At 64.4% G+C, this 24,813-nt stretch carries 22 protein-coding genes; 8 read left to right on the forward strand and 14 right to left on the reverse strand.

Going from position 1 to position 24,813, the window contains the following annotated elements; all coding sequences use genetic code 11:
- Window positions 1–69 precede the first annotated feature (69 nt).
- Window positions 70–735 (reverse strand): metalloregulator ArsR/SmtB family transcription factor, encoded by a 666-nt coding sequence (locus EJ078_RS01940; RefSeq protein ID WP_127215906.1) that lies wholly within the window; start codon window positions 733–735, stop codon window positions 70–72.
- A gap of 99 nt (window positions 736–834) precedes the next feature.
- Between EJ078_RS01940 and EJ078_RS01945 the strand changes: the two genes are divergently transcribed.
- The 3 genes from EJ078_RS01945 to EJ078_RS01955 all read left to right on the forward strand — a co-directional run bounded on the left by EJ078_RS01945 (window position 835) and on the right by EJ078_RS01955 (window position 3,997).
- Window positions 835–1,566, forward strand: a complete 732-nt coding sequence (locus tag EJ078_RS01945) for an MBL fold metallo-hydrolase (protein WP_127215907.1) — start codon at window positions 835–837, stop codon at window positions 1,564–1,566.
- Window positions 1,554–2,795 (forward strand): MFS transporter, encoded by a 1,242-nt coding sequence (locus EJ078_RS01950; protein WP_127215908.1) that lies wholly within the window; start codon window positions 1,554–1,556, stop codon window positions 2,793–2,795. The genes EJ078_RS01945 and EJ078_RS01950 overlap by 13 nt, the downstream gene beginning before the upstream one ends.
- Window positions 2,796–2,908: 113 nt before the next feature.
- Window positions 2,909–3,997: an acyltransferase family protein gene (locus tag EJ078_RS01955; RefSeq protein ID WP_127215909.1), complete on the forward strand. Its 1,089-nt coding sequence runs from the start codon at window positions 2,909–2,911 to the stop codon at window positions 3,995–3,997.
- Between the two features lie 39 nt (window positions 3,998–4,036).
- Here EJ078_RS01955 and EJ078_RS01960 read toward each other — a convergent pair whose 3' ends face one another.
- Together EJ078_RS01960 and EJ078_RS01965 are read right to left on the reverse strand one after the other, a co-directional pair.
- Window positions 4,037–4,675 carry a PQQ-binding-like beta-propeller repeat protein gene (locus EJ078_RS01960; RefSeq protein WP_095801191.1) on the reverse strand — a complete coding sequence of 213 codons (639 nt, stop codon included), beginning with the start codon at window positions 4,673–4,675 and terminating at the stop codon, window positions 4,037–4,039.
- 31 nt (window positions 4,676–4,706) lie between these two features.
- The gene (locus tag EJ078_RS01965) at window positions 4,707–5,927 is read right to left on the reverse strand and encodes a helix-turn-helix domain-containing protein (protein WP_127403891.1); all 1,221 of its coding nucleotides are present in this window, start codon (window positions 5,925–5,927) and stop codon (window positions 4,707–4,709) included.
- Window positions 5,928–6,062: 135 nt separating this feature from the next.
- Between EJ078_RS01965 and EJ078_RS01970 the strand changes: the two genes are divergently transcribed.
- The gene (locus EJ078_RS01970; RefSeq protein WP_067329733.1) at window positions 6,063–6,812 is read left to right on the forward strand and encodes a DUF899 family protein; all 750 of its coding nucleotides are present in this window, start codon (window positions 6,063–6,065) and stop codon (window positions 6,810–6,812) included.
- Between the two features lie 76 nt (window positions 6,813–6,888).
- Window positions 6,889–7,218, forward strand: coding sequence for a hypothetical protein (locus EJ078_RS01975; protein ID WP_245322385.1), 330 nt, complete (start codon window positions 6,889–6,891; stop codon window positions 7,216–7,218).
- A gap of 4 nt (window positions 7,219–7,222) precedes the next feature.
- Here the strand turns inward: EJ078_RS01975 and EJ078_RS01980 are convergent, their stop codons facing one another.
- Window positions 7,223–7,609: a response regulator gene (locus EJ078_RS01980; protein WP_245459062.1), complete on the reverse strand. Its 387-nt coding sequence runs from the start codon at window positions 7,607–7,609 to the stop codon at window positions 7,223–7,225.
- A gap of 40 nt (window positions 7,610–7,649) precedes the next feature.
- Window positions 7,650–10,328 carry a PAS domain S-box protein gene (locus EJ078_RS01985; RefSeq protein ID WP_208721055.1) on the reverse strand — a complete coding sequence of 893 codons (2,679 nt, stop codon included), beginning with the start codon at window positions 10,326–10,328 and terminating at the stop codon, window positions 7,650–7,652.
- A 276-nt stretch (window positions 10,329–10,604) separates the two neighbouring features.
- On the opposite strand from EJ078_RS01985, the gene EJ078_RS01990 reads away from it, so the two are divergent.
- Together EJ078_RS01990 and EJ078_RS01995 are read left to right on the forward strand one after the other, a co-directional pair.
- Window positions 10,605–12,062: a phospholipase D-like domain-containing protein gene (locus EJ078_RS01990; RefSeq protein ID WP_127404280.1), complete on the forward strand. Its 1,458-nt coding sequence runs from the start codon at window positions 10,605–10,607 to the stop codon at window positions 12,060–12,062.
- Window positions 12,063–12,087: 25 nt separating this feature from the next.
- Window positions 12,088–12,888 (forward strand): endonuclease/exonuclease/phosphatase family protein, encoded by an 801-nt coding sequence (locus EJ078_RS01995; protein WP_082954104.1) that lies wholly within the window; start codon window positions 12,088–12,090, stop codon window positions 12,886–12,888.
- Between the two features lie 10 nt (window positions 12,889–12,898).
- On the opposite strand, the gene EJ078_RS02000 is transcribed toward EJ078_RS01995, so the two are convergent.
- The 6 genes from EJ078_RS02000 to EJ078_RS02025 all read right to left on the reverse strand — a co-directional run bounded on the left by EJ078_RS02000 (window position 12,899) and on the right by EJ078_RS02025 (window position 21,349).
- On the reverse strand, window positions 12,899–14,896 hold the full coding sequence (locus EJ078_RS02000; RefSeq protein ID WP_127217094.1) for a glycoside hydrolase family 127 protein: 1,998 nt from the start codon (window positions 14,894–14,896) through the stop codon (window positions 12,899–12,901).
- A 27-nt stretch (window positions 14,897–14,923) separates the two neighbouring features.
- Window positions 14,924–15,781 carry a carbohydrate ABC transporter permease gene (locus tag EJ078_RS02005; RefSeq protein ID WP_127217093.1) on the reverse strand — a complete coding sequence of 286 codons (858 nt, stop codon included), beginning with the start codon at window positions 15,779–15,781 and terminating at the stop codon, window positions 14,924–14,926.
- Window positions 15,781–16,704, reverse strand: a complete 924-nt coding sequence (locus tag EJ078_RS02010; RefSeq protein WP_095801185.1) for a sugar ABC transporter permease — start codon at window positions 16,702–16,704, stop codon at window positions 15,781–15,783. The genes EJ078_RS02005 and EJ078_RS02010 overlap by 1 nt, the downstream gene beginning before the upstream one ends.
- 485 nt (window positions 16,705–17,189) lie before the next feature.
- Window positions 17,190–18,437, reverse strand: a complete 1,248-nt coding sequence (locus EJ078_RS02015; RefSeq protein WP_095824811.1) for a sugar ABC transporter substrate-binding protein — start codon at window positions 18,435–18,437, stop codon at window positions 17,190–17,192.
- A gap of 65 nt (window positions 18,438–18,502) precedes the next feature.
- Window positions 18,503–19,558, reverse strand: a complete 1,056-nt coding sequence (locus tag EJ078_RS02020) for a LacI family DNA-binding transcriptional regulator (protein WP_127216515.1) — start codon at window positions 19,556–19,558, stop codon at window positions 18,503–18,505.
- Between the two features lie 321 nt (window positions 19,559–19,879).
- Window positions 19,880–21,349, reverse strand: coding sequence for an NAD-dependent succinate-semialdehyde dehydrogenase (locus EJ078_RS02025; RefSeq protein ID WP_245457138.1), 1,470 nt, complete (start codon window positions 21,347–21,349; stop codon window positions 19,880–19,882).
- A 164-nt stretch (window positions 21,350–21,513) separates the two neighbouring features.
- Between EJ078_RS02025 and EJ078_RS02030 the strand changes: the two genes are divergently transcribed.
- Window positions 21,514–22,188 carry an FCD domain-containing protein gene (locus EJ078_RS02030; protein ID WP_095783156.1) on the forward strand — a complete coding sequence of 225 codons (675 nt, stop codon included), beginning with the start codon at window positions 21,514–21,516 and terminating at the stop codon, window positions 22,186–22,188.
- A 185-nt stretch (window positions 22,189–22,373) separates the two neighbouring features.
- Here the strand turns inward: EJ078_RS02030 and EJ078_RS02035 are convergent, their stop codons facing one another.
- From EJ078_RS02035 to EJ078_RS02045, 3 genes are read right to left on the reverse strand one after another with little or no spacing between them, the layout of a single operon-like run.
- The gene (locus EJ078_RS02035) at window positions 22,374–23,705 is read right to left on the reverse strand and encodes an FAD-binding oxidoreductase (protein WP_067329705.1); all 1,332 of its coding nucleotides are present in this window, start codon (window positions 23,703–23,705) and stop codon (window positions 22,374–22,376) included.
- Window positions 23,706–23,752: 47 nt separating this feature from the next.
- Entirely contained in the window at window positions 23,753–24,106 is a 354-nt protein-coding gene (locus EJ078_RS02040) for a cupin domain-containing protein (protein ID WP_127216513.1), read from the reverse strand.
- Window positions 24,094–24,813: an ABC transporter permease subunit gene (locus tag EJ078_RS02045; RefSeq protein ID WP_067329696.1), complete on the reverse strand. Its 720-nt coding sequence runs from the start codon at window positions 24,811–24,813 to the stop codon at window positions 24,094–24,096. Before EJ078_RS02045 ends, EJ078_RS02040 begins: the two co-directional genes overlap by 13 nt.

Here is a 24,813-nt window from a genome sequence, read left to right on the forward strand (position 1 = left end):
ACTTGCTCGCGCCTCTTGCCCCAGAACCGCTGCCCATTTTTGGGCGACATGCATTTGTTAGCGACACCGTCAGGCCGCCATTTCCACCGGCAGACCAGCGGCTTTCCATTCCGGCATGCCGTCCTCGAGGCGGCGCGCGGAATGGCCAAGCGAGCGCAGCGCGGCCACCGCCTCGAAGGACATCACGCACCAGGGGCCGCGGCAGTAGGCGACGATTTCCCGGCCGGGGTCGGCACCGTGGGACCAGGCCTTTACTTCTCCGAGGGGAACATTGACCGCGCCGGGCACGTGGCCAAGCGCAAACTCGTCCGCCGGGCGGACGTCGATCAGCGTCACCAGCCCGTCGCGCATCAGCGCCTGAAGCTCGCAGCGCGTGACCGGCTGTATGTCGTCACGTGCCTCGAAACAGTCGCGCACAATGCGATCGACCTCAGCAAGCTGCCGCTCGGCAATGCCGCGCACCGCGGCAAAGGCCGACAGCACGCTCGCATCGCTCAGCGAATAGCGCACGTATTTGCCGTCGCGTTCGGCCGAGACGATGCCGGCGCGGCGCAGCGCCTGCAGATGCTGGGAGATGTTGGCGATCGGCTGGCCGAGCTTCGCAGCAAGCGCCTCGACGCTGCGCGAGCCTTGGGCCAAATGCTCGATCAGTTCCAGGCGCAGCGGATTGCCGAGCGCCTTGGCGACGATCGCGAACTGTTCGTACAGCGCCAGCTTCGGATTGCGGATTGACATCGACCTTTCTGCGACCCATCGTCGTTCAATGTAATTATTGAATGATGGTTTCGACCTGCCGTCAAGCCAAGCGACCCGCAGTTGCCCGGAGGGAAAGCGATGATCCTCAGACAGTTCCTGCACACCGACCCGGTCGCCGCCTCCTATTTGTTCGGCTGCGGCGGCAAGGCGTCTGCTGCCGTGGTCGATCCGGTCGGCGAGATCGCGCCCTATGTCGAGGCGGCGCGCGCGACTGGCATGCGCATCCTCTATGTCGTCGACACGCATATCCACGCCGACCATATCTCGGCAGGCCGTGCGCTCGCCGAAGCGACGGGCGCCGAATACGTGCTGTTCGAAGGCGCCGAGGCGGGCTTCCCGTTCCGCCCCGTGAAGGACGGCGAGGTGCTGGAGCTCGGCAATGTGACGGCGACCGTGATGCACACGCCCGGCCACACGCCGGAGCATCTGAGCCTTTTAGTCACCGACCGAACGCGATCGACCGAACCGTGGTTCGTACTCACCGGTCACACGCTGATGGTTGGCGATCTCGGTCGCACCGAGCTTGCTTCGAGCGCCGAGGACGGAGCCCGCGCGCTCTATGCCAGCGTGCGCCGGCTGAAGGAATTGCCCGATCACATCGAGGTGCTGCCGGGCGCCTATTCCGGCTCGGTGTGCGGCCGCTCGCTCAGCGGCAAGCCGACATCGACCATCGGCTTTGAGCGGCGCTTCAACAAGGCCTTTCGCATCGAGGACGTCGACCAGTTCATCGCCGCCATGACCGCCGACATCCCTCCCCCGCCGCCGGACGCGGCCCGGACCCGCGCCGCCAACGCCGGATCGCGATCGTGAGCGCAACGGCGCCTGCCGTCGCGCTCGGCCTCAAGGCCAACTGGAAACAGTTCGCGCTGCTGGTGCTGATCAACGCCTTTGTCGGCGGCATGGTCGGCATCGAGCGAACCGTCGTGCCGCTGATCGGCGCGGAGGAATTCCACGTTGCTTCCACGACGCTCGTCACCTCCTTCATCGTGAGCTTCGGCGTGGTTAAGGCCTGCGCCAATCTCGTCTCCGGCCAGCTTGCCGACACGTGGGATCGCAAGCGCGTGCTGATCCTCGGCTGGCTGTTCGGCCTGCCGGTGCCCTTCATGATCATCTGGGCGCCGAGCTGGGGGTGGATCGTTGCCGCCAACGCGCTGCTCGGCATCAACCAGGGACTTGCATGGTCGATGACCGTCATCATGAAGGTCGACCTGGTCGGGCCCAAATCGCGCGGGCTCGCCGTCGGCCTCAACGAGTTCGCCGGCTACCTCGCCGTCGGCGTCACCGCATTTCTGACCGGCTATCTGGCCAGCCGCTACGGGCTGCGCCCGGTCCCGATCTATCTCGGCATCGGCTATGCGATCCTGGGTGCCGCGCTCTCGGTGCTTCTGGTGCGCGACACGCGCGAGCATGTGCGGCTGGAACTGGCCAACCATCAGAAAGCTGTCTCCCCGCTCGCCTTCCGCGAGATCTTCATGCTGACTTCCTTCCGCGACCGCAACCTGTTCGCGGCCTCGCAGGCGGGCCTGGTCAACAATCTCAACGACGGCATGAGCTGGGGGCTGTTTCCGCTCTTCTTCGTCGCCAACGGGCTCGGCGTCGAGCGCATCGGCATCCTCAAGGCGGTCTATCCCGCCGTCTGGGGCATCTTACAGGTCGCAACCGGGCCATTGAGCGACCGTTGGGGCCGCAAGGGCCTGATCGTCGCCGGCATGTGGGTGCAGGCTGCCGGCCTTCTGCTCACCGCCATGACGCGCGACTTCGGCTGGTGGCTGCTGGCGAGCCTCCTGCTCGGCCTGGGCACGGCGATGGTCTATCCAAGCCTGATCGCGGCGGTATCGGACGCATCGCATCCGTCCTGGCGGGCGCGCTCGCTCAGCGTCTATCGCTTCTGGCGCGATCTCGGCTACGCAATCGGAGCGCTGTCGGCGGGCCTCATCGCCGACTTCTTCGGCTTCGCCGCGGCGATCGCGGCGATCGCGGCGCTGACCTTCCTCTCGGGTGTAATCGTGGCGGTGGCGATGCGAGAGACCAGCCGCTGACCCGGCTCCGAGCTCCAGCCCGACAGCGCCGCGTTTACGATATCCGAAGCTTCATGCTGCTAGAGACGCGCCTGTCCAGTACTATGGCGCTGGGTGCCTTTGCGGGGTTTTTCATGAACATTTCGACGCGCATGCCGTGGGTGGACACGGCAAAAGGTCTTTCGATCATCCTGGTGGTGATGATGTATTCCGCCTACAACACCGGCGAATATACCGGCGGCGTCGGCTTCCTGCATTATGTCATCGGCTTCGCGACCCCGTTCCGGATGCCGGAATTCTTCCTGATCTCGGGGCTCTTCCTGTCGCAGGTGATCGACCGGCCTTGGCGGCGCTATATCGACCGGCGCGTCGTCCACTACCTCTATTTCTATGTCCTGTGGGCGGTCATCTCGATCGGGCTGAAGATCGGCATCTTCAGCCGCGATCCCGCCGGCATGCTGCATGACCTCGCCGTGGCTGTCGTCCAGCCCTATGGCGTGCTGTGGTTCATCTACATGCTGGCCGTGTTCGGCCTCGTGGCGCGCATCCTGCGCGAGCTAGGCGTGCCGCACTGGATCGTCATCTCGGCTGCCGCCGCGCTGCAGATGTGGGCACCGCATTCGGACAGCTATGCGCTCACGCAATTCGCCGCCTATTTCGTGTTCTTCTATCTCGGCTTCGTCATGGCGCCGCTGGTGTTCCGGCTGGTCGCGTGGACGCAAGCTCGTCCGGCGATCGCCGCTGCCGGGCTGATCGTGTGGGCCATCGTCAACGGCCTGCTCGTCTACTCGCCGGGCTACGCCGTCGAGCCGGTCGGCATGCAGATGGGCCTGGCGGCATGGCCGCCGCTGCATCTTACGCTGGCCGTCGCCGGCGCGGTGGCGCTCTGCGTCGCCGGCGGCTTCCTGTCGAAATTCGCCGCGATGGAATGGCTGCGCTGGCTCGGCGAGCATTCGCTGGTCGTCTATGTCGCCTTCACGATCCCGATGTCGATCTTCCGCGGGATCATGCTGGCAAGCGGCCTTCTGACCGATACCGGCATGCTCAGCCTCGCGGTGCTGCTCGTCTCGGTCATCAGCCCGGTCATTCTCTACTTCATCGTCAAGCGCACCGGCTTCGGAACCTTCCTGTTCGAGCGACCGGCCTGGGCGCATGTCGACAGACCGACTGCCGGCCAGATGTCCGACAAGGCTATTGCGCGGCCCGCGCGCGAGGCGGCCTGAGGCCGGCTGTTTCGTCTCGGCAAGCCGCCGGCGTGCCGGCTACTTGCCATCATGTCCGGGACGTCGCACGGCCTTGATCTTGCCGCTGCTGCCGCCTCCGCAGAAGAAGCAGCCGCGGCCATCGGATTCCAGTCCCGACACGCCGGAGGGCATCGCCAGCTCCTGCAGCACATCGCCCGTCTCGGGGTCGATGCGCAAGAGATCGCCCTCCTCCCCTTCCCAGGTGGCATGCCAGAGCTCGCCGTCGACCCAGGTGACGCCGGTGACGACGCGCTTCGACTCGATGGTGCGGATCACCTTGCCCGTTTCAGGATCGATCTGATGGATCTTGTGGGCCCTGTATTCGCCGACCCAGAGCGAGCCCTCGGCCCAGGCAAGCCCAGAGTCGCCGCCATTGCCGGGCGCGGGAATGGTGGCGACGACCTTGCCTGTCTTCGGGTCCACCTTGTGGATGCGGTCCTCGCCGATCTGGTAGAGATGCTCGCCGTCGAAGGCGGTCCCGGCATGCGAGGCGACGTCGATCGACTGCACGATCGCGCCGCTCTCCGGGTCAAGCGCCTTCAGCTTGTCGCCGGTGGCGAACCAGACATTCTTGCCGTCATAGGTGACGCCATTGATGCGCTCGGCATCCGGAAAGGGGCCGTATTCGCGCAGGATCTCGGCAGCGGCTCGTTTCATTTTCGATCTCCATTCGAACAATGGCCGCAGACTAGTCGCTCGGCAGCGGACCCGGGAGTAACAAGACAGTCGGGAATCCGGTCACCGGCGGCGTCATCCAGCGGCGCGCCCTGCCGCGGCCGACCGCCTGCACCTTGTTGTCGGCCGAAAGCGCTTCCAGCGCCCGCTGCACGGTGCGCGGGCTGGCGCCGAGCGCGATCGCCAGCGCCGAGCTCGACCAGGACTCGCCGTCGGCGAGGAAGGCGAGCACTGCGCCATGCTCCTCCTCGACAGGCGGCGCCAGCACCACGACCTCGGCTGCGGTCAGCGGCGTTAACGCAAAACCGGCGGCCGTCGCGTTGATTTCCGCCAGCGCGTTCATTTCGGCGCGCAGCCGGCCCATCTCGACCCTGAGCCGCGCACGATGCGATTCATCGGCGTGCCTGGCGCGGAAGGCGCGCTTCAGCAGCGCCTCCCGCGACGCATCCGCGGGCCAGGCCTCGGCCAGCGTGCGCGCCAGCGCAAACAGCACCGGCCGCGTCGCCAGCGACACTACGGTGTCGGCTTTGCGCACGACATTGCGGCAGGCATCGACGACGAGGGCGCCTGAGGTGAGCAGCGCCTCGACTTCGTCGAGCTGCAGCGGCATCTCCGTGCCCTTCGACACGAGCCGCGCGACGGGCGTGTTCAGCACCAGCGACGCGCTTTCGACCTCCGCCTTCAGCGCCGGGATATTGGCTTCGTAGGCCGCGAGCGCGGCCCGGCCGAGCGCGGCGCGCGCGGCCCTCGTCCGCAGGCGCCTGACCGCGATGCCCGCGGCCGCGAGCTCATGCGCGACGCGTGCGACCGGCGGCAACGGTCCCGGATCGAAGCCGGCAAGCAGCCGCTCGGCCTCGTCGAGCCGGCCGATCAGGATGAGGCGGCGCGCTTCGAGGCTGCCGGCATAGGCGGCGTTGACCCGATCGCCATGCGCGGCAAGCGTCGTGCGGGCGGCTCGCAACGCTTTGTCCGGCCAGCCGAGATCGCGCGAGACCAGCGCGATCTCGGCCTCGGCGACGACGCAGCGGGCGCGCGCCACCGCCTCTTTCGGGCTGAAGGCGCGGGCGGCGCTCTTCAGCAACGCCTTGGCCTTGGCGAAGTCGCCGAGCTGCGCCATCGCGATGCCGCGCAGCGCCAGCGCGGGGGCGTCGTCGCGCAACGCGACGCGCTTCAGGGCGCCCAGCGGATCACCGGTCGCGAGCGCGCGGCCGGCGGCATTGATCATCGAGTCCATGCAATGCCCGCCCCGATGCCCCCTTCCGGGTCTGCCGGATCAAATCGCGTCACACTTGTAACTCTCACCATCGCGCCGTCCGGCTGTAAGTTTCCCTTGTCACCCCCAACCAAACGCAAGAACGGGACAAGAGCAATGACCCAACACATGAAGACACCACCGGTCGTTTCGCCGGAAGCCTGGGAAGGCGCGTATGAAGAAATGCTGGTGAAGGAAAAGGCGCTCACCCGCGCCCGCGACGCGCTGGCTGCGGAACGCCGCCGCATGCCGTGGATGCCTGTCGAGAAGGACTATGTGTTCGAAGGCCCAAACGGCAAGGCAAGCCTGCTCGACCTCTTCGAAGGCCGCCGGCAACTGGTCATCTACCGCGCCTTCTTCGAGCCCGGCGTCTATGGCTGGCCGGAGCACGCCTGCCGCGGCTGCTCGCTCGGCGCCGACATGGTCGGCAACCTCGCCCATCTCAACGCCCGCGACACTACGCTTGCCTATGCGTCCCGGGCGCCGCAGGCCGACATTCAGCGTCTGAAGCAGCGGATGGACTGGAAGATGCCCTGGTACACCATCACCGACAGCTGGGACAAGGATTTCGGCGTCGACGAATGGCACGGCCACAACGTCTTCATCCATGACGGAAACCGTATCTTCCGCACCTATTTCGTCAACAACCGCGGCGACGAGGCGTTCGGCACGGTGTGGAGCTATCTCGACGTCACCCCGCTCGGCCGCCAGGAGGTGTGGGAGGATTCGCCCGAGGGCTATCCGCAGACCCAGACCTACAAGTGGTGGAACTGGCACGACAACTATGAGGAAGGCGCCGCGCCCGACCAGCGATGGGTCGAGGTCTCGGATGCCGGCGAAGCGGCGTTTCGCAACAAGAACGCCTGAACGCGAAGCGACTCTGGCGGCGTCGCCCGCGCCGCCAGAGCCGAACTTTCCTGAGAGCAGTTGGAAGGTGGAGATCATGAGCATCGACAATCCCACCCCTCGCCCGGCAGGCCTGAGCGGATTCGGCCTGGCCGACTGGTTATGTCTCGCGGCGGCGCCGACCTTTGCCGTCATGGCGTTGCTCACGGCCGCCGGTAGCGGACCGGACGCGATGTGCATGTCCGGGCCCGGAGCCTCCGTGCTCAGCGGCATGGCGCCGATGTATTTCCTGATGGCTGCCTTCCACCTCGCGCCCTGGCTGCGGCTGCTCGCCAGAGGGGCGGCGGATTCGGCGTTTCAACCTGCCGACGAGCTGCCGGACCTAAGCGCGGAGCGGATGGCTGAGAGCAGGGATGCCGGCGTGTAGGGCTTTACCAGCCAGCCCAGCGGCTCCGCTGGCGCTGCCCGGGCGCGGACGTCGGAATCGGAATGCGCCGTCGCAAAACCGACCGCAAACCGTAAATTCGAAACAACTCCAGGGCAGTTTGAATTCCATCCATGGCGCCGGACAGCCGGATATCCATCACAACCAGATCAGGCCGGTCCGCAGCTGCGCTATCGAGCGCTTCCTCGCCCGAGCCAACGACCACGACCTCGAAACCGGCCGCGGTCAGAGTGCTCTCCATCTCGAGGGAGATGAGAAAATCGTCCTCGACGACCAAGATCCGCGTGGGCAATGCGGCGGCCACAGGTTCGGCCGACGCGGCTTTCGTTGGGATTGGCCGACGGCGTCCGTGTGGGGCAGCAAGCTCGGTCATCGAGAGCCATCCAGGAACTGAAGAAGAGCCGGCAAGAGCTTCATGAGAACCGAATGCTGCAGCGCGTCTTCGGTTCCTTGGTAACGACAAGCTTGCCGTGCAGCTGCCGCGCCAAGCCCTGAACCAGCTTCAATCCGGACGAACGGTCGCGGACCGAAGCCAGGTCAAAGCCGGGACCGCTGTCTTCGACGAATACCTGGAAGCCGTCGACATCGCGCCGAAGCCCGACCCGGATTGTGCCGGCTCCGTCGGGAGTTCCATATTTTATGGCGTTGGTCAGAAGCTCGTTCAGGATCAGCGCCAGCGGCATTGCAACGTCATTCGAAAGCTTTGCATCATCAGCCTCGAACTCAACCGCGACTTCCTTCGGGAAGGTCTGCTTTATTGTCCCGCAAACCGCAAGCAAGAAACCCTTCGCGTTGAACTGCGTCGAATCGACCGTCTCGTACAGGACCTGCTGAGCAGCGGCCATGGCCGCGACGCGGTTGCCGGCTTCACGCAAGATTTCTCTCGCTTGCGGGTTCGCTGCCCGTTGACCCGCCAAGCTCAGCAGTGACTGCAGCATCTGCATGTTGTTCTTCACACGATGATTGAGCTCATTGAAGAGCAGCCGCTGCTGTGTTTCGGCCTGTTTGCGTTCGCTGATATCGACCAGCATGTTGATGCCGCCGACGATCTTGCCATCTTCATCGCGCAGCGGCGTCGGATACGGGATGAAGGGAATGCGCACGCCGTCCGGGCGCTCGGCGACGGCTTCAGCGTTGCGTATCGGACGCCCCTCCTTCAGGGCGACCGCCATCGGGCACTGGTCGTGACGAAGCGGGCTTCCGTCCGGCCAGAACAGTTTCCACGTCACGCACCACTTATCCTTGCCGATCTGCGGAACGCGCCCGGAAAGCTCGACGGCCGCCTCGTTGAAAAAGGTTATCGTGCCGTCGGCATCCGTCGTGTAGATCGCCGCCGGAATTGCCGCCAGCAGGTCGCGCAGCTGACGCTCGCTCGCCCGCAGCTTGGCTTCAGCCATCTTTTGGTCGGTGATGTCGCGCGCAATCTTCGAGGCGCCGATGATGCGGCCCTGGCTGTTGCGGATCGGCGAAATCGTCAGGGAAATATCGACGAGATTGCCGTCCTTGCGGCGACGCACCGTTTCGAAGTGATCGACGTTTTCGCCGCTGCTGATGCGCCTGATGATCTCCGGCTCCTCGCCCAGCCGGTCATCGGGGATGATCATCGTGATGTGCCTGCCGATCGCCTCGTCGGCCGTGAAGCCGAACAGCCGCTCCGCGCTGGCATTCCATGAGGCGATAATGCCGTTGAGGTCCTTGCTGATGATCGCGTCGTGAGAGGATTCGACAACGGCCACGAGCTGATTTGCCGCGCGTTCCGTCGTCTGGCGGGCGGTCTCGAGCCGTACGCGGTCGACCGCGAAGCCGAGTTGTCCGGCCACTGTCAGCGCAAAACGAAGCTCGGACTCCACGAAATCGTGCGGATGATCGTAATAGGACATGAACTTGCCGAGCAGCTGACCGCGCACCGAGATCGGAATGAAAGCCAGCGCTGCAATGCCTTCGTCCCGCACAGCCGCCTTGAGGTCGTCCGGCAATCCGCTTTGCTCGACGTCGGCAATAGCGATCGGTTCGGGATCGCGTGTGTCGCGCGACCAGGGGGAATGGCCTTCGACGGCCGTTCTGTAAGCTTGCGACAGGCCTCGCGAGGCGGCAAATCTGAGGAAGCCGGTGTTGTCGAAGAAGAGTATGGAGGCCCGGTCCGCACCCAATGCGCGAATGATGGTGCTGAGGGCTATCTCGTGAACCTCGCCGAGATTCGCCGCGCGCTGAAGGCTGTCCGTGAATTCGTAAAGCGCCGCCTGCTGCTCCAGATGCCGGACGAGCGCGGCCTCGGCCTTCTTGCGGGCGGTGATATCCTGCTGGACGCGCACCGCATACAAGAAGCGGCCTTCGGAGTCCCTTACGCTCGAGGACGTGACCGCGACCCAGACTCTTGCCCCGTCCTTGCGGATGAAGCGCTTTTCGTGCCGGTAGCTGTCGATCTCGCCTCGCACCTGACGCTCGAACTGACGCAGGTCCGCATCGACATTCTCCGCCAGAGTGGCATCGAACACCGACCTGCCGACAAGTTCATCGGCGGAATAGCCGAGCAGGTCGGCCAGGTAGCCGTTGACGCGCCCGAGTTCGCCCTTCGCGTTGACTTCAGCGATGCCAATCGCCGCATGCTGGTAAGTTGCAGCGAGCCGCTGCTCCTGTTGCCCAATGATCTCATCGCTCAGACGCCGGTCCGTGACGTCATGGAAACAGTTGATGGCTCCGACGACCCGACCGTCCTCGTCTTCGATCGGTTCGATGTGGACCATCACCCATATCGCCGTGCCGTCCGGCCGCTCGAGCTTTCCTTCAACCCCCCTGACGGGAATGCCGGTTCGCAGCACCGCGGCCATCGGGGTTTGGGCGCGCGCGATCTGCCGTCCATCGAGATAGAGCCTGTGGGATCCGCAATAGAGTTCGCTGTCCGAGCCAAGCAAGGGCGTTCGCCCCCACAAATCGGCAGCGCGCTTGTTGAACCAAAGCAATCGGCCTTGCGCGTCGCAAGCGTAGATCGCAATGGGCAGCGTCTCGATGAAGTCGGGCGGGATTTGCAGGGCGACGGCGTCCTGCGGGGTACGGATAAACCCCTCGGTTCCTTGAAGGCTTTCGATGCGCATCTCCCAATCCCGCTCGGCAACGAAAAGCCAAACGCATCGGATCGCCGAAGGTTCCCGCGTGAGATCCGACACTTCGGCATCGAGGCGGGTGCGGACATAACTGCGATCTCGTCCTGCCTGCTGGACCCATTTTCGCACAGAGGCGCCGAGCGTCCGAACGACCGGTCACACCTGGCGGATCCGCTCCTGCAATCGGGTGGAAGAGCTCCATGCGAGTCCACATTGCCCTGACCTGGCGCATTGCCTTCCGCGTCGGCTCGCACAATAGTCGGGCCGATGTTCGAGGCGGTAGCGAGTCACTGGCAGACGCTTATCCTTCTCCTGTCGTTGGCGATGGCGGCGGTCGGCATCGTCCATGCCATCATGACGAAGGAAGACGTGCGCGCCGCCACGGGGTGGGTCGGCGTGATGCTTCTGTCGCCCTTCCTCGGCGCGATCATCTACGCCATCGCCGGCATCAACCGCATCCGCCGCGCGACGATCAGCGCCATGCGGCCCAGCGCCGGTTCGGCGGATGAGGGGCACAATCGCGACGTCGCCGTCGAAGCCTTGATCGAGGCCCAATTCGGCCAGCGCTTCGTCGGATTGAAGACACTGGGCGACAGGGTGGCGCGGCGTCCGCTGACTTCGGGAAACATGATCGCCGTGCTCGAGACCGGCGACGAGGCCTATATGGCGATGTGCCGGGCGATCGACGGCGCGCAAAAGAGCGTGCTTCTCGAAACTTACATCTTCGACAACGACGCCGTCGGACAGATGTTCGCGCAGTCGCTCTCCGCCGCGGTCAAACGCGGCGTTGCCGTGCGCGTGCTGATCGATGCCGTCGGCGTGCGCTATTCGGTACCCAGCATCCTGAAGCAGCTCAGGGAGTCCAACGTCGCCGTCGATCTCTTCAACGGCAACATCGTCATGGGCTTGAGACTTCCTTATGCGAATCTCAGAACCCACAGGAAGGTCCTGGTCATCGACGCGACGGTGGCGTTTACCGGAGGCATGAACATCCGCAAGGGGTTCTCGGCCGAATTCGCCGGTTCCGACAGCTCCAGGGACACGCATTTCGAGGTCACCGGGCCGGTGGTGGCCGACCTGTTCTCAGTCGCCGCCGAGGACTGGCGCTTCGCCAGCAACGAGGCGCTGAAGGGCGACGCCTGGCAGGTCGAGCGAACCGCCCCGCCGCCCGGCCAGCCGATGCTGGTCAGAGCCGTGGCGACAGGACCGGATGCCGCGAACGAAACCAACCACAAGCTGCTGATGGGTGCGTTTTCGGTCGCCCGCAAATCGATCCGCATCATGTCGCCCTATTTCCTGCCGGACCGCGAGCTGATCAGCGCGCTGACCACGGCCGGCGCGCGCGGTGTCGAGATCGACATCGTGGTGCCGGCGGTGAACAACCTTTTCCTCGTCGACCGCGCCATGACGGCACAATTCGACCAGGTGCTGAAGCATTATTGCCGGGTGTGGCGGCACGAAGGCCCCTTCGATCACTCGAAACTTATGGCAATCGACGGCGCGTGGGCTTATGTCGGCTCGTCCAATCTCGACGCCCGGTCGCTCAGGCTGAATTTCGAGATCGACATGGAGGTCCTGGATGCCAACTTCGCCCGGGCGATCGAGGCGCGTATCGACGCGGCGATCGCGTCGGCGAAACCGGTGACACTCGAGATGCTGAGGGCCAGAGCCTTCGTCATTCGTGTCCTCGACCGATTGCTGTGGCTGGGATCGCCCTATCTGTAGGCAAGGAAGACGAGCAGCAGGAACCATGGAGAGAAACGGACGCACCCTCCCCGAAACCGTGCTCCTGTCGATCCGCGGCAGAAAGATGCGGAAAGCGAAAGCCACGGCGCCGAAACGGGTCGGCGGCGCCGAGATGGTGGTCGCCTCCTACAACGTCCACAAATGCATCGGCACCGACCGCAAGTTCGACCCCGAGCGGACCGCGCGCGTCATCCGCGAGATCAGCCCCGATGTGATCGCGCTGCAGGAGGCCGACAACCGCTTCGGCGACCGCGCCGGACTGCTCGACCTCAACCGCCTCGAAATCGAAACGGGGCTGGTGCCGGTGCCGGTCACCGGAAACGGCAAGGCACATGGCTGGCGCGGCAACGTGCTTCTGTTCAAGCGCGGCACGGTGCGCGACGTGCACCAGATCAAGCTGCCCGGCCTTGAGCCGCGCGGGGCGCTGGTCGCCGAGATCGACCTCGACGAGAACCGGACGCTGCGCGTGATCGCCGCGCATCTCGGTCTGTTGCGCCGCTCGCGCTCGGAACAGGCCCGCGTCGTGCTCGACATCATGAGCAGCGCGGACGAAAGGCCGACGCTCCTGCTCGGCGACCTCAACGAATGGCGGCTGGGCAACCGCTCCGCGCTCAACACGCTGCACACCACCTTCGGCCCCTCGCTGCCCGCCGTGCCCACCTTTCCGTCGGGCCTGCCGGTGCTGGCGCTCGACCGGATCATGGGCAACCGCGACGGCATGGTGTCGGCGGTGGAAGCGCATGACACGCCGTTGTCGCGCGTGGCGTCCGACCACCTGCCGCTCACGGCTTACGTGCATCTATAGGAAGAGTAGCTCACCCTTCCCTGAGCCAGACCAGCATCTCGCCGGGATCGCGGTTGTCCCAGGCGAAGTAAGGAATCGCCTTGAGCGTCGTCTCTTCGGTTTCCGGCGGCTCGGGACGGTAGAGATCGCCGCCCCAGTTCTTCGCCTCGGCCCGGCTGCCGGTCGCCGAAAGCGTGACGATACCGCCGAGCAGGTTCGGCTCTTTGTGGGCCTCCAGCCTGGCCGTGCGCGGCAGCGCAATTCGGTGCAGGCCACCGCCATTGTCGGTCTCCTCGACGCAGTAGATCAGCGGGCCGCGCGACAGCGCGACGCGGCCGATGTCCTGCCGCACCTCCGGATTGGCGAAGAGGCGCGCCATCGGCATTTCGAGGTCGAGCTCGACGCGGTCGCCCTTTTGCCATTCACGGCGGATCGCGGCATAGCCGTCGACCGTGGAGGCATCGAGATCGAGCGTGTTGCCGTTCAGCTTCAGCGCCGCGTTGCGGCACCAGGCGGGTATGCGCAGGTAAAGCGTGAATTCCAGCGGTGTCTGTGCCCCGATCTCGATCGAGACCGCGCCGTCCCAGGGATAGTTGCTGGTCTGGACCAGGCTGACGGGCCGGCCGGCGATCTCGAAGCGTGCAGTGGAGTCGCCATAGAGATGCACGGCCAGCGCATCGTCGGCGAGGCCGTAGAAATAGCTGCCGATCGAAGCCACCATGCGGCCGATATTGGGCGGGCAGCAGGGGCAGCGGTGCCATTTCCAGCGGTGGTGGCCGCCGCGGCTCTCCAGCGGGTTCTCGTAGAAGAACAGCGAGCCGTCGAGCGACAGGCCCGAGATCGAGCCGTTGTAGAGCGCCCGCTCCATCATGTCGGCATAACGGCGGTTCGGGCCCATGCCCAGCATGCGGCTCGCCCAGAACACCAGGCCGACCGAGGCGCAGGTCTCGGCATAGGCGGTTTCGTTGGGCAGGTCGTAGTCGCTGGTGAAACCTTCATTGTGGGCCGACGGCCCGAGGCCGCCGGTGACATAGAGGCTCTTCGTGGTCAGATCGTCCCACAGCCTGTCGAGCGCCGCGCGCAAGCTGTCGTCGCCATATTCGGTGGCAATGTCGGCCATGCCGGAGAAGAGGTACATCGCCCGCACAGCGTGGCCGACGACCTTGTCCTGCTCGCGCACCGGCTTGTGCGACTGATTGTATTCGTAGGTCTTGAAATGATAGGCCTTCGGGTCGGCGCCGCGGGCGCGCGCCTCCTCGTCGAAATAATGCGGCTGCTGGCCGCGCTGGTCGATGAAGTACTTCGCCAGATCCATGTACTTTTTCTCGCCCGTCGCGCGCGCGAGCTTCACCAGCGCCAGCTCGATCTCCTCATGGCCGCAATAGCCTTTTTTCTTGCCGGGCTCCGGGCCGAACATCGAGGCGATGTGGTCGGCGTAGCGGCTCATGATGTCGAGCAGCTTGCGCTTGCCCGTCGCCTGAAAGTAGGCGACGGCGCCCTCGATCAGATGGCCGGCGCAGTAGAGCTCGTGGCAGTCGCGCAGGTTCGTCCAGCGCAGACCCGGCTGGATGCGCTGGTACCAGCTCGAGAGATAACCGTCCTCCTGCTGCAGCTTGCCGTACATGTCGATGACGGCATCGATCTTCTTCTCCAGCTCCGGATTGCGGCGCCGGTAAAGCGAATAGGCGGCGGTCTCGATGGTCTTGCCCCAGTCGGAATCCCAGAACATCTGGGTCGTCACCGTCGAGCCGGTGAACTCGGCGCCCTGCGCGTCGGCCTCGTCGGGCGACGGCGAATGGAACGGAATGACGACGCCGGGCGACGGCCGGTCGGGATCGATCTGCTCCAGCATGCGCGCCTCGACGCAGCGGTCGTAGAGAATGCCGGCGGTCTTGGCGGCGACGGCGTCGACACGGTCGCCCCAGAAGCCGCGGACATCGACCTGCGGCACGGGCAGCGGCCGGAAGGCAAGCTTCGGCTTCGCGGTCGCGGCTGCCCGGGCTGCGGTGGCGGATTGTGCTGCGGTCATAGCGTCACTCCATTCGAATGCGGGAAATCATTTGACGGCCCCGGCCATCAGGCCGCGGATGTAGAAGCGCTGCAGCGCCAGGAACAGGATCAGGCAGGGCACCATCATCACCGTGACGCCCGCCTGCACCGCGCCCCAATCGATGGCGCCGAAGCGGCCGGACTGGAGCGCGGTCATCATCACCGGCAGGGTGAATTTCGACTGGTCGGTCATCAGCACGAGCGCGGCCAGGAACTCGTTCCAGGCGCCGAGGAAAGCGAAGAGCGCAATGGTGACGACGCCCGGCCAGACCAGCGGCAGCATCACCTTGACCAGCATGGTGACATTGTTGGCGCCATCCATGCGCGCCGCCTCCTCGATCTCGCGCGGCACGGCATCGAAGGCGTTGCGCATCATGAAGATCGAGAAGGGAAGCTGCAGCGTGACGTAGACGCAGACCAGGCCGGTCAGCGTGTTGTGCAGACCGAGTTTCGTCAGCACCAGGAAGATCGGCGTCAGGATCGACTGGAACGGGATCATGATCGTCGACAGGATGAGGATGAAGAAGAAGTCCCGGAACGGGAAGCGGAAGCGCGAGAAGCCGTAGCCGGCGAGCACGCTGACCAGCACAGAGAGCAATACCGTCATTACCGAAACATAGATGCTGTTCTGCGCCGAGGCCCAAAGCCCGTCGCCGAAAGTGTTCAGCGTCTGATAGTTCTCGACCGAGAAGCCGGCGGTCGGCCAGGGCGGCAGCGGCGGCTGGCGCGCTTCCTGCGCCGGCTTGAAGGTGGAGAGCACCGTCCACACGATCGGCCCCAAAAACAGCACCGAGGCGATGATGCCGGTGGAATGCCTGGCGAGGCTGAAGGCCGCCTTGCGGTGCTGCGACATCGCCTCGGCCATCAGTCGAGCCCCTCGGGCTTGCGCAGCAGCCAGAGCTGGATGAGGCTGAGCGCCACCAGGATGACCAGCAGCACCATGGAAAGTGCCGCGCCGTAGCCGAGCTTGAACGAGACGAAGGACTGGTTGAAGATCCAGTAGACCGCCGTCAGCGTCTGGTTGCGCGGGCCGCCGCGCAGGATGATGTAGAACTGGTCGAAGGCGAGGATCGAGCCCGCGACCGACAGGATCAGCGCCAGCGCCAAGGTGCGGCGCATCAGCGGCAGGGTGATCGCCCTGAAGCGGGCGAACGGCCCTGCCCCATCGATGACGGCGGCCTCCTGCAGGTCCTGCGGGATCGACTGCAGGCCGGTCATCAGGATGATCATGGTGAAGCCGGCCACTTTCCAGACCACCATGGCGATGATCGACCAGAAGGCCGGCTGGAAGGTGGCGAGAAGATTGACCTTCCTCTCGGTCAGGCCGAGGTCGTAAGCGGCCGGGCTGAACAGGCCGGAATCGACGTTCAGCAGCCACGACCACAGCAGGCTTGCGGAAGCAAAGCCCACCACCGCCGGCATGAAGAAGGCTGTGCGGTAGAGATTGGTGAGCGGGCGCGGCCGCTCGATGAAGATCGCCAGCGGGAAGGCGACGGCGAAGATCGCGATGGTGACGATCAGCGTGTAGTAGAAGGTGAATTTGAGCGCGTTCCAGAAGCGCGTGTCGCGCAGGATGGCAAAGTAATTGTCGAGGCCGATGAAAGCGTGCTCGCCCATCAGCGGCCAGTTGTGCAGCGACATCCACGCCGTCATGCCGAGCGGGATGACGAAGAAGACGGTGACGAAGGCGACGGCCGGCAGGACATAGAGCAGGCCCACCCATTGCCGGCGGCTGACGCCGATGCGTCTGGCTCGGGCGGGCGCGTGGGTTGCGGCGATGGAGGTCATGGCTGAGCTCCCCCTTCTCCCTTGTGGGGTGAGCAGCCGGTTCACCGAAGGTGAATTCATCGTGCCAGTGGCACGATGAAAGGCCGGCGAACGCCGGGACGCTGCGAAGCAGCGGGGACCCGGCCGGGGGTGGATCGGCCACCGCCCGGCCCTTCGCAGGCTCAGGGCGTTCGAAGCTCGAAAAGCCAAGCAATTGGCTTTTCGTCCGCTGCGCGGACCGCTTCTCACCCCACAAGGGGAGAAGAGGGAGCGAACCTCGCGGCGCCTCAACTTGGCGATGATGATGAGTGAGCTTTCTCAACGCGATAATCCTGCCATTTAGCGCGGCGTCCCCCTCCCCCTTGAGGGGAGGGTCCGGCCGAAGGCCGGGGGTGGGATCCGCTGTGAAGTGCGCCTACGGGGAGATAGCGTCGGCGTACTTCGCGGGCGACCCCACCCGGACCTGCGGTCCGACCTCCCCTCGAGGGGAGGTTTAGGGCCGCGCGTTACTTCTGCGGCGCCTGGTCGATGATCGACTGCATGGTCTCCTGGGCATTGGCGATGGCGCCGTCGACATCGTCGCCGAAGAAGACCTCGTTGACCATCTGCGTCCACGGCCCGTTGGCGGAGTTGATCAGGTCGTTGAACACCACCGAATAGGGCGTGCGGCCCTTGGCCATCGCCTCGGCCGCCACCTGGTAGCGCGGATCGAGGTCCTTGAGCGCCTCCTTGGCGATGTCGCCGCGCACCGGAAGGCTACCATATTTGGCGAGGATGGTCTGGCCCTCGAGCGAGTAGGCGAAGTCCAGAAACTCCTTCACCACGGCGATCTTCTTGGTGCCCTTGGTGACGACGAAATTGTCGCCGCCGGCGAAGGACGACCAGCCGCCATCCTTGCCCGGCAGGAAGGTGATGCCGTAGTCGATATCAGGGTATTGCGTGTTGAGCGCGCCGATGGCGAAGGCGCCGGACGGCGAGAGGCCGATCTTGCCGCCGGCAAAGGCGGCGAAGAAGTTGGCGCCGGTGTCGGTCTGCGCACCCTCGGGCACCAGCCCTTTCTTGACCATCGAGCGGTAGAGGTCGATCGCGCCGCGCAGCTGCGGGCTATCGAGCGTCGCCTTGGAGCCGTCCTCGGAGAGGATGTCGCCGCCCGACGCCCAGACCAGCGGCGTGAAGGTGAAGATGTTGCAGCCGCCGCAATTGCCGGAGAAGTAGAAGCCCTTGATGTCGCCGCCGAGCGCATTGACCTTTTCGGCGTCGGCCTCGATCTCGGCCCAGGTCTTCGGCCCCTTTTCCGGGTCGAGCCCGGCCTGCTTGAACAGCTTCTTGTTCCAGATCAGCACCGAAGAATCGGCCGAGAACGGCAGGCCGTAGATGCGGCCCTTATAGGTGCCGGTCTTCACATGCGCCGGCGAGAGGCTCGAAAAATAGGGCAAGGATTTCGCCCAGTCGGTGATGTCCTCGAGCTGGCCGGCGGCGGCGAAGGATGGCGTGTAGATCAGGTCGAGCGACAGCGCATCGGGCGCGGTGCCACCGGCTGCGGCCGCGCCATATTTCGGGATGATCTCGGCGTTCGGGATGATGTCGAGCTTGATCTGGTCCTTATGCGCTTTGTTGAAGGCGTCGACGATGCGCGGCATGAAATTCGAGCCGTCGGCGCGCACCCAGATGTTGGCGGTCTCGGCGGACGCCGCCTGCAGGCCGCCGCCGATCACGGCCGCGGCCAGGGCCAGCTTGGCAAACATGGTTTTCACGGTATTCCTCCTCATGGTTCTCCTCCCAGTTTGGCCGTTGCGCGACGGCCGTTTCGTTCGATGCCTCAGCCGCCCGGCGGACGGCCGCATGACTGACGCACCACCAGCCGGCACGGCAGTTTCCTGATGCCCGGCGCGGCCGGCTGGCCGCCCACGAGCGAAAGCAGAGCGAGCCCGGCCTCGCGGCCGAGCGCTGAAAGGTTCATGTCGACCGAGGTCAGCGGCGGGCGCGTCGCCTCGGCCACGATCTCCCAATTGTCGAAGCCGATGACGCCGACATCGTCGGGCACGCGGATGCCGCGCTCGCGCAGCGCGTCGATGACGCCGCGCGCGATCTGGTCGTTGCCGCAGAAGACGGCATCGGGCCAGCCTCTCCTGCCCCGGCCGTTGCCGAACAGTTTCGCCACCGCATCGTGCCCCCAGGCTTCCGACCAGGCGCCGAGCAGCGGCTCGCCGACCGGCAGGCCATGCGCCTCGAGCACTTCCCGGTAAGCCTCGGCCCGCGCGTGCACCACGGCGAAGCCCGCCGGTCCGGTGACATGGGCGATGCGGCGGCGCCCGAGCCGCAAAAAATGCTCGACCGCCAGCCGCGCGCCGCCGGCATCGTCGGAGACCAGGCCGACCGCGCCGGCATACGGCTGAGTGAAGGCATAGACGACCGGAATGCGCAAATTGGAGAGATCGATCGGCAGATGGCGGTCGATGCGCTTTCCCGTGGCGATGATGCCGTCGACGCGCTTGTCGAGCATGGCCTCGACATGCAGTTGGCCGAGCCGCGTGTCGTCCTCGACATTGCACAGGAACACCGAAACGCCATTGTCGACCAGCGCATCCGAAACGCCGGCCATCAGCGGCAGCGAGAAGCGGCCATAGGTATCGTTGGTAAGCAGGCCGACGGTGAAGGAGCGCTTGCGCAGCAGGCTCTGCGCCAGGTGGTTCGGCCGGAAGCCGAGACGCTGCGCCACCTCACGAATGCGCTCGCGCGTCTCGGCGGTCATCCGCCCCTGCCCGTTCAGCGCCTTCGACGCCGTCGCCACGCTGACGCCGGCCGCAGCCGCCACCTCGCGCAGCGTGACCGGCGGCTTGGCGGAAACTGGCGCTGGCTCGGCGTCGGAAGACATAGTTCGAGGCGCATCCCTAAGTTGGGAAAAGGTTTTCCCTTATCGTCCTGCGCGAAGATGACGGGTGAGGTCAGCGGACGCGGGGCGATTTGGGAAAAGGTTTTCTCAAAGGGAGATTAGGCGAAGGTGGCGGCGTTGGCAAGGGGAAAGGACTCGACGCGGCTGCTCGCCCAATCGTTGACGTGCGTGGGATATCATAAGTTCCAGTCTCAAAGAACCGGAAGGGCCCGCAAGCAGACTTGTCGGTTTCCCAGAAGTAGCTAGCGTAAACCTGCACGACCGATATGTGGCGCAACTCGGCGGAGAAGCGATTTTGCGGTTTTACCAGTTGGTCGCGATGTATTTTGGTTGGAGATATTCAAGCAGGCCGTGATGCCCTCCCTCGCGGCCGAGCCCGCTTTGCTTCATCCCCCCGAACGGCGCTGCCGGGTCCGAAACTAGGCCACGATTGACGCCGACCATTCCACTTTCGATGCGTTCGGCGACCCTCAGGGCGCGTCTGAGATCACTACTGTAGACGTAGGATATGAGGCCATACTCCGTGTCGTTCGCCAGCCGGACAGCCTCGTCTTCCGTATCGAAGGGCGTGACCGCTGCGACCGGCCCAAAGATCTCTTCCTTCGCGATGTCGGAATCGGGGGAAACGTCAGCTAGGACTGTCGGAGGATAGAAGAAGCCCTCGCCAGGCCGCGGTTTGCCGCCCGTTTCGATACGCGCCCCACGGGCAACGGCATCCTTCAGCAAGCGATCAACCTTCTCCACGGCCGTCGCGGTAATAAGGGGCCCGAGCTGGGTCGTCGCTTGAAGACCCGGCCCCACTGAAAGCGACGACATTTCCTGGGTAAGCCGGCGGACAAAAGCGTCGTAAATGCCGCGCTGCACATAGAAGCGATTCGCCGCAGTGCAGGCTTCTCCGCCGTTGCGCATCTTGGCGACCATGGCGCCTGCCACGGCATCGTCCAGATCCGCATCATCGAACACGATGAAAGGAGCGTTGCCGCCGAGTTCCATGGAACAGCTGATGACCCGGTTGGCGGCCTCACGCAACAGGATGCGCCCAACGGCGGTCGAACCCGTGAATGACAGTTTGCGCACCCGACTGTCGTGCAGCATCGCGCTCACCACAGGCCCCGCGGCCGTGGTCGTCACGATGTTGACGGCACCTTCGGGCAAACCGGCTTCCATGAGGATCGCACCGATCGCCAACGCGGTCAGTGGAGTCTCAGCCGCCGGCTTCAGTACGCACGTGCAACCCGCCGCGAGCGCTGGGGCGATTTTGCGGGTCGCCATGGCCGCAGGGAAATTCCAGGGCGTGACGAGAACGGCGATGCCAATCGGCTGGTATTGAACCAGGATTCGGTTTGCACCGCCCGGCGCGTGGCCGATGTCGCCGAGAGTACGCACCCCCTCCTCGGCGTACCATCGGAAAAACTCCGCGGCATAGGTTACCTCTGCGCGAGCGTCTGGGAGGGCCTTGCCGTTCTCCAGAGATATCAGTTGCGCCAGCCATTCGGCACGATCGAGCATGAGCCGATGGCAGCGCATCAGCATGTCCGATCGCCGGCGTGAGGGGGTTTGCCTCCACATAGTCGCAGAAGCCTCCGCAGCATCGATCGCCCGGATTGCGTCGGCGACTGCGCCGTCTGCGACAGACGCGATCGTGAGCCCGTTGGATGGATCGGCGACATCAAACCGATTGCCGCCGGTTGCACTTGTCCATTTGCCGCCCACCAGCAGATCCACAGGAGCGCTTGCAATGATAGCCGCAGCATCCGCGCAAAACGATTCGATATCCCTTGCTGTCTGACTCACACCCATCCTCTCGCGGCTTTAGAAAACATGCGCAACCAGTCTGTCGATTGCTGGAACCAATATGAAATTGGTATTGCAACCGGTGTCAATATAGATCAAATTGGTTGCAGAGAAATCCGCCCGTTTCTTAGTGGAGTGGCCGCATGACCGTCGTTTTGAGGGATTTCATCGAGGCGGCTGGATTGCAGCCAGGCGACCGGCTGCCACCCGAGCGCGATCTGGCGCTCAAGCTAGGTTTACCCCGCACGGCCCTCCGGCGCATGCTGGCTGAGATGGAGCAAGAGGGGCGCCTGCTTCGCCATGTCGGGCGTGGCACTTTCGTCGCCGAGCGAGGGGCAACTGCCAGCGCTCCGTATCGCGCACACGACGCCTCCCGGAAGGAACTGTGGACCTATCCCGCTGAGGTCTTCGAAGCACGATTAATCATCGAGCCGAAGGTGGCGGCGCTCGCGGCGTTGCGGGCGACCCCCTATGAAACTGAAGAGATGCACAAGGTCATCCAGCATGGCAGTACCGCCGCGACGCTGGCGGAGTTCGAGCGTTGGGACGCCGCGTTCCATCAACTGGTAGTGGTGGCGGCCCGCAATGGATTGCTGGCCTCGCTCTACGAAGGTATTCACTCGCTTCGGGCGGGGCGTCTTTGGGGGCGCATGAAAGAGCTGTCACTGACGAAAGAGCGTATGCAGGAGTATACGGCTCATCATCGCGCGATCTTACAGGCGATCACTGACCGCGATGGTGGGCAGGCCGAACAAAGAATGCATAGCCATATCTTGACCGCGAGAGCCAACATACTCGGATCGGAGACAATGGGGTGAGTAGGCCTCATCGCCAAAGATTTGAGATTGCCGAACCGAGCGGAATGGCGCGTTCGAACGCTAATCGCCTGTCGTTCTATTCAAGGCGGGGCATTTGACACTGTTTTCACGACGGACGCGGTGCGCGCCATCCAGACAAGATGAGTTCCTGTACCCGGCGGGCCCGTCCCCAAGGAAGAGCAACGTTATCGCCTCTTTGCTTCGGGCTGGCGACGGCGCATCGCACGTTTATCCCGCCATTCGTAAAGGGAATAGACAAGCGGGATGAACCATGGCTTGCCGCGGTAAAACGGCACGGCCTTCGGAGCGGGGTCGAAATCGAAGGCGGACTGTGCCTTTTCGGTTTCGCCGAGGATCTTGAAGGCGGCCTTCTTGCCCAGCCAGCGGGCCCAGACCACTCCGGAGCCGCAGAAGCCGGTGGCGTAAACCGTATCGCCCGAGGTGAAAATCCGAGGCACCATGTCGCGATGCATGGCGACCTGGCCAAACCAACTATGCGTCAGGCCGACGCCCCTCAGTTCGGGGAAAATTCGGCCAAGTTCGCTGCGCAAATGGGTGGTCGGCGCCAGCGCGTCACCCGCCGTGGTGCCGTCCCTGCCGCCGAAGAGGATGCGCGATCCGTCCGCCGAAGGGCGATAGTAATAGCTGAGCTGGCGCATATCGCCATACATCATGCGCTTCGGCATCAACTGGTCCATCACGCCTTCTGCCAATGGCTCGGTAGCGATGATGCGGCTGCGCACCGGCACAATACGGCGTCGCAGCCAAGGATCGAAGCCGTCGGTATAGGCATCCGTGCAGATCAGCACCTTCCTGGCGAGAACGTCACCGCGCGACGTCCTCACACGGACCCCGCCGGCCTCGGCGATGGTTCCCGTAACGGCTGTGTTCTCATGGATTACCGCTCCGGTTGCCATTGCCACCCGTATAATACCCGCAAGCAGCTTGGCCGGATGCAGGCCACCGGTATCCATCCGCACGAATCCACCCGTGTAGAAATCCGTCCCGATATAGGTCGGCACGTCCAACCGGCCAACGGGATGAGCCTCGATGCCCAGAAAGCGCCGCAGTAGATCGGCGGAGCGGCTGAGTTCGTCGCATTCATCAGCGTTGATCGCGCCGACGAACAGGCCGGAGAGATGGAAGTCACACTCCACCTTCTCCTCGTTCAGAAAGGCCCACAGGTCTTCCCGTGCGGCCTTTCCCTCCATCAGGATCTCGGTGGCGCGGGCCTCGCCGAATCTTCTGATCAATTCCTTGCGCCCGGGTCGAATGCTCCCGCTCGCCATGCCGCCATTACGACTGGAAGCCGCCTGCCCCAGCGACTGGCGATCGAAAAGCTGAACACTGCGACCGGCACGAGCAAGCTCGATGGCCGCCGAAAGTCCTGCATAGCCTCCCCCAACGATCGCCACGTCGCATCTGGAGGCGACCCGGCGGACTGGGAGGGGAGAGAAGGTGCAATCCTCCCACCAATAGGGCGTGGATTTGAAGGGGCCAGCGGGATCGGCGGTCATGGGAACATACCAGCTTTTGGTCGGACCGGCGGGCAAGCGCAAACCGGTCAATCACGTAAGACCCAGAGTTTGCGCGTGGTTTCGATGGCACGCCATACGCCGGTGAATCCCGGATGCATGACGAAGGCGTCGCCAGCCGCGATGCGGCGCGGCGGGCAGCCATCCTCAGTGAGTTCGGAGACACCCGAAAGGATGTAGCAGAACTCGAAAGTCTCGCCCTTAATCGAACGATAGGCGCCAGGCGTGACCTCCCAGACCCCTGCCTTCACGGCGCCGTCTGCGGTCTGGGCGATATCCCAGCTCAGAAAACGTGGATCGCCCTCCACAAGGCGGTCGGGCAGAGGCTGCCCTTCGCGTGGGCGCGGAAGAACATTCTGGTCGATGAACGTCAACTTGGACATAGGGATGTGGCCTTTCTGCGCGTTGAACGCCGTTCGAACCAAAGTTGCCGCTCCAAAAGCTTCAAGGCAGTCAGTCCGACGACATTGAGGGTGAGGTAGAAGACGGAGGTGATGATGAAGATGTCCATAATGGCGAAGGTTTCGCTCATCAGGCGTTTGGCCCAACCGGTGATTTCGAGCACAGCGATGGTCGAAGCGAGGCTGGATTCTTTGACGATGATGGCAACCTCACTGCTGTAGGATGGCAGCGCTTGTCGCAAAGCCAGCGGGAACTTGATCCGGCGCAAGATAATCCAAGGCGACATGCCGCAGGCTTCCGCCGCCTCGATCAGCCCGCGCGGCAGGGATAAAAACGCGGTTCGAAAGATTTCGGCTGTGTAGGCACCGGTGTTCAACAGGACCGCGAGAATGGCTGCGTGCAGGCCGTCGCCGATCAGCCACCAAATCACCGGGTTGGAGCGAAAGAACCCGACCTGCCCTAATCCGTAGTAGATCACGAATATCTGCACCAGCATGGGCGTGCCGCGAAAGACGGCGCAATAGGCGTCGGCCGCCGTGCAAACCAAGCGATTGCGCGAAGTGCGCGCGAGCGCCACCAGGATGCCGAATGGCAGTCCTAAGCCCACGCCGAACACCGAGATCAGAAGCGTTGTCTTTGCGCCGGTGAGAAGGAACGGAATCGCATAGGCAATAATGGTGAAATCCAT

The sequence above is a fragment of the Mesorhizobium sp. M1A.F.Ca.IN.022.06.1.1 genome, assembly GCF_003952605.1.
Classification (GTDB): domain Bacteria; phylum Pseudomonadota; class Alphaproteobacteria; order Rhizobiales; family Rhizobiaceae; genus Mesorhizobium.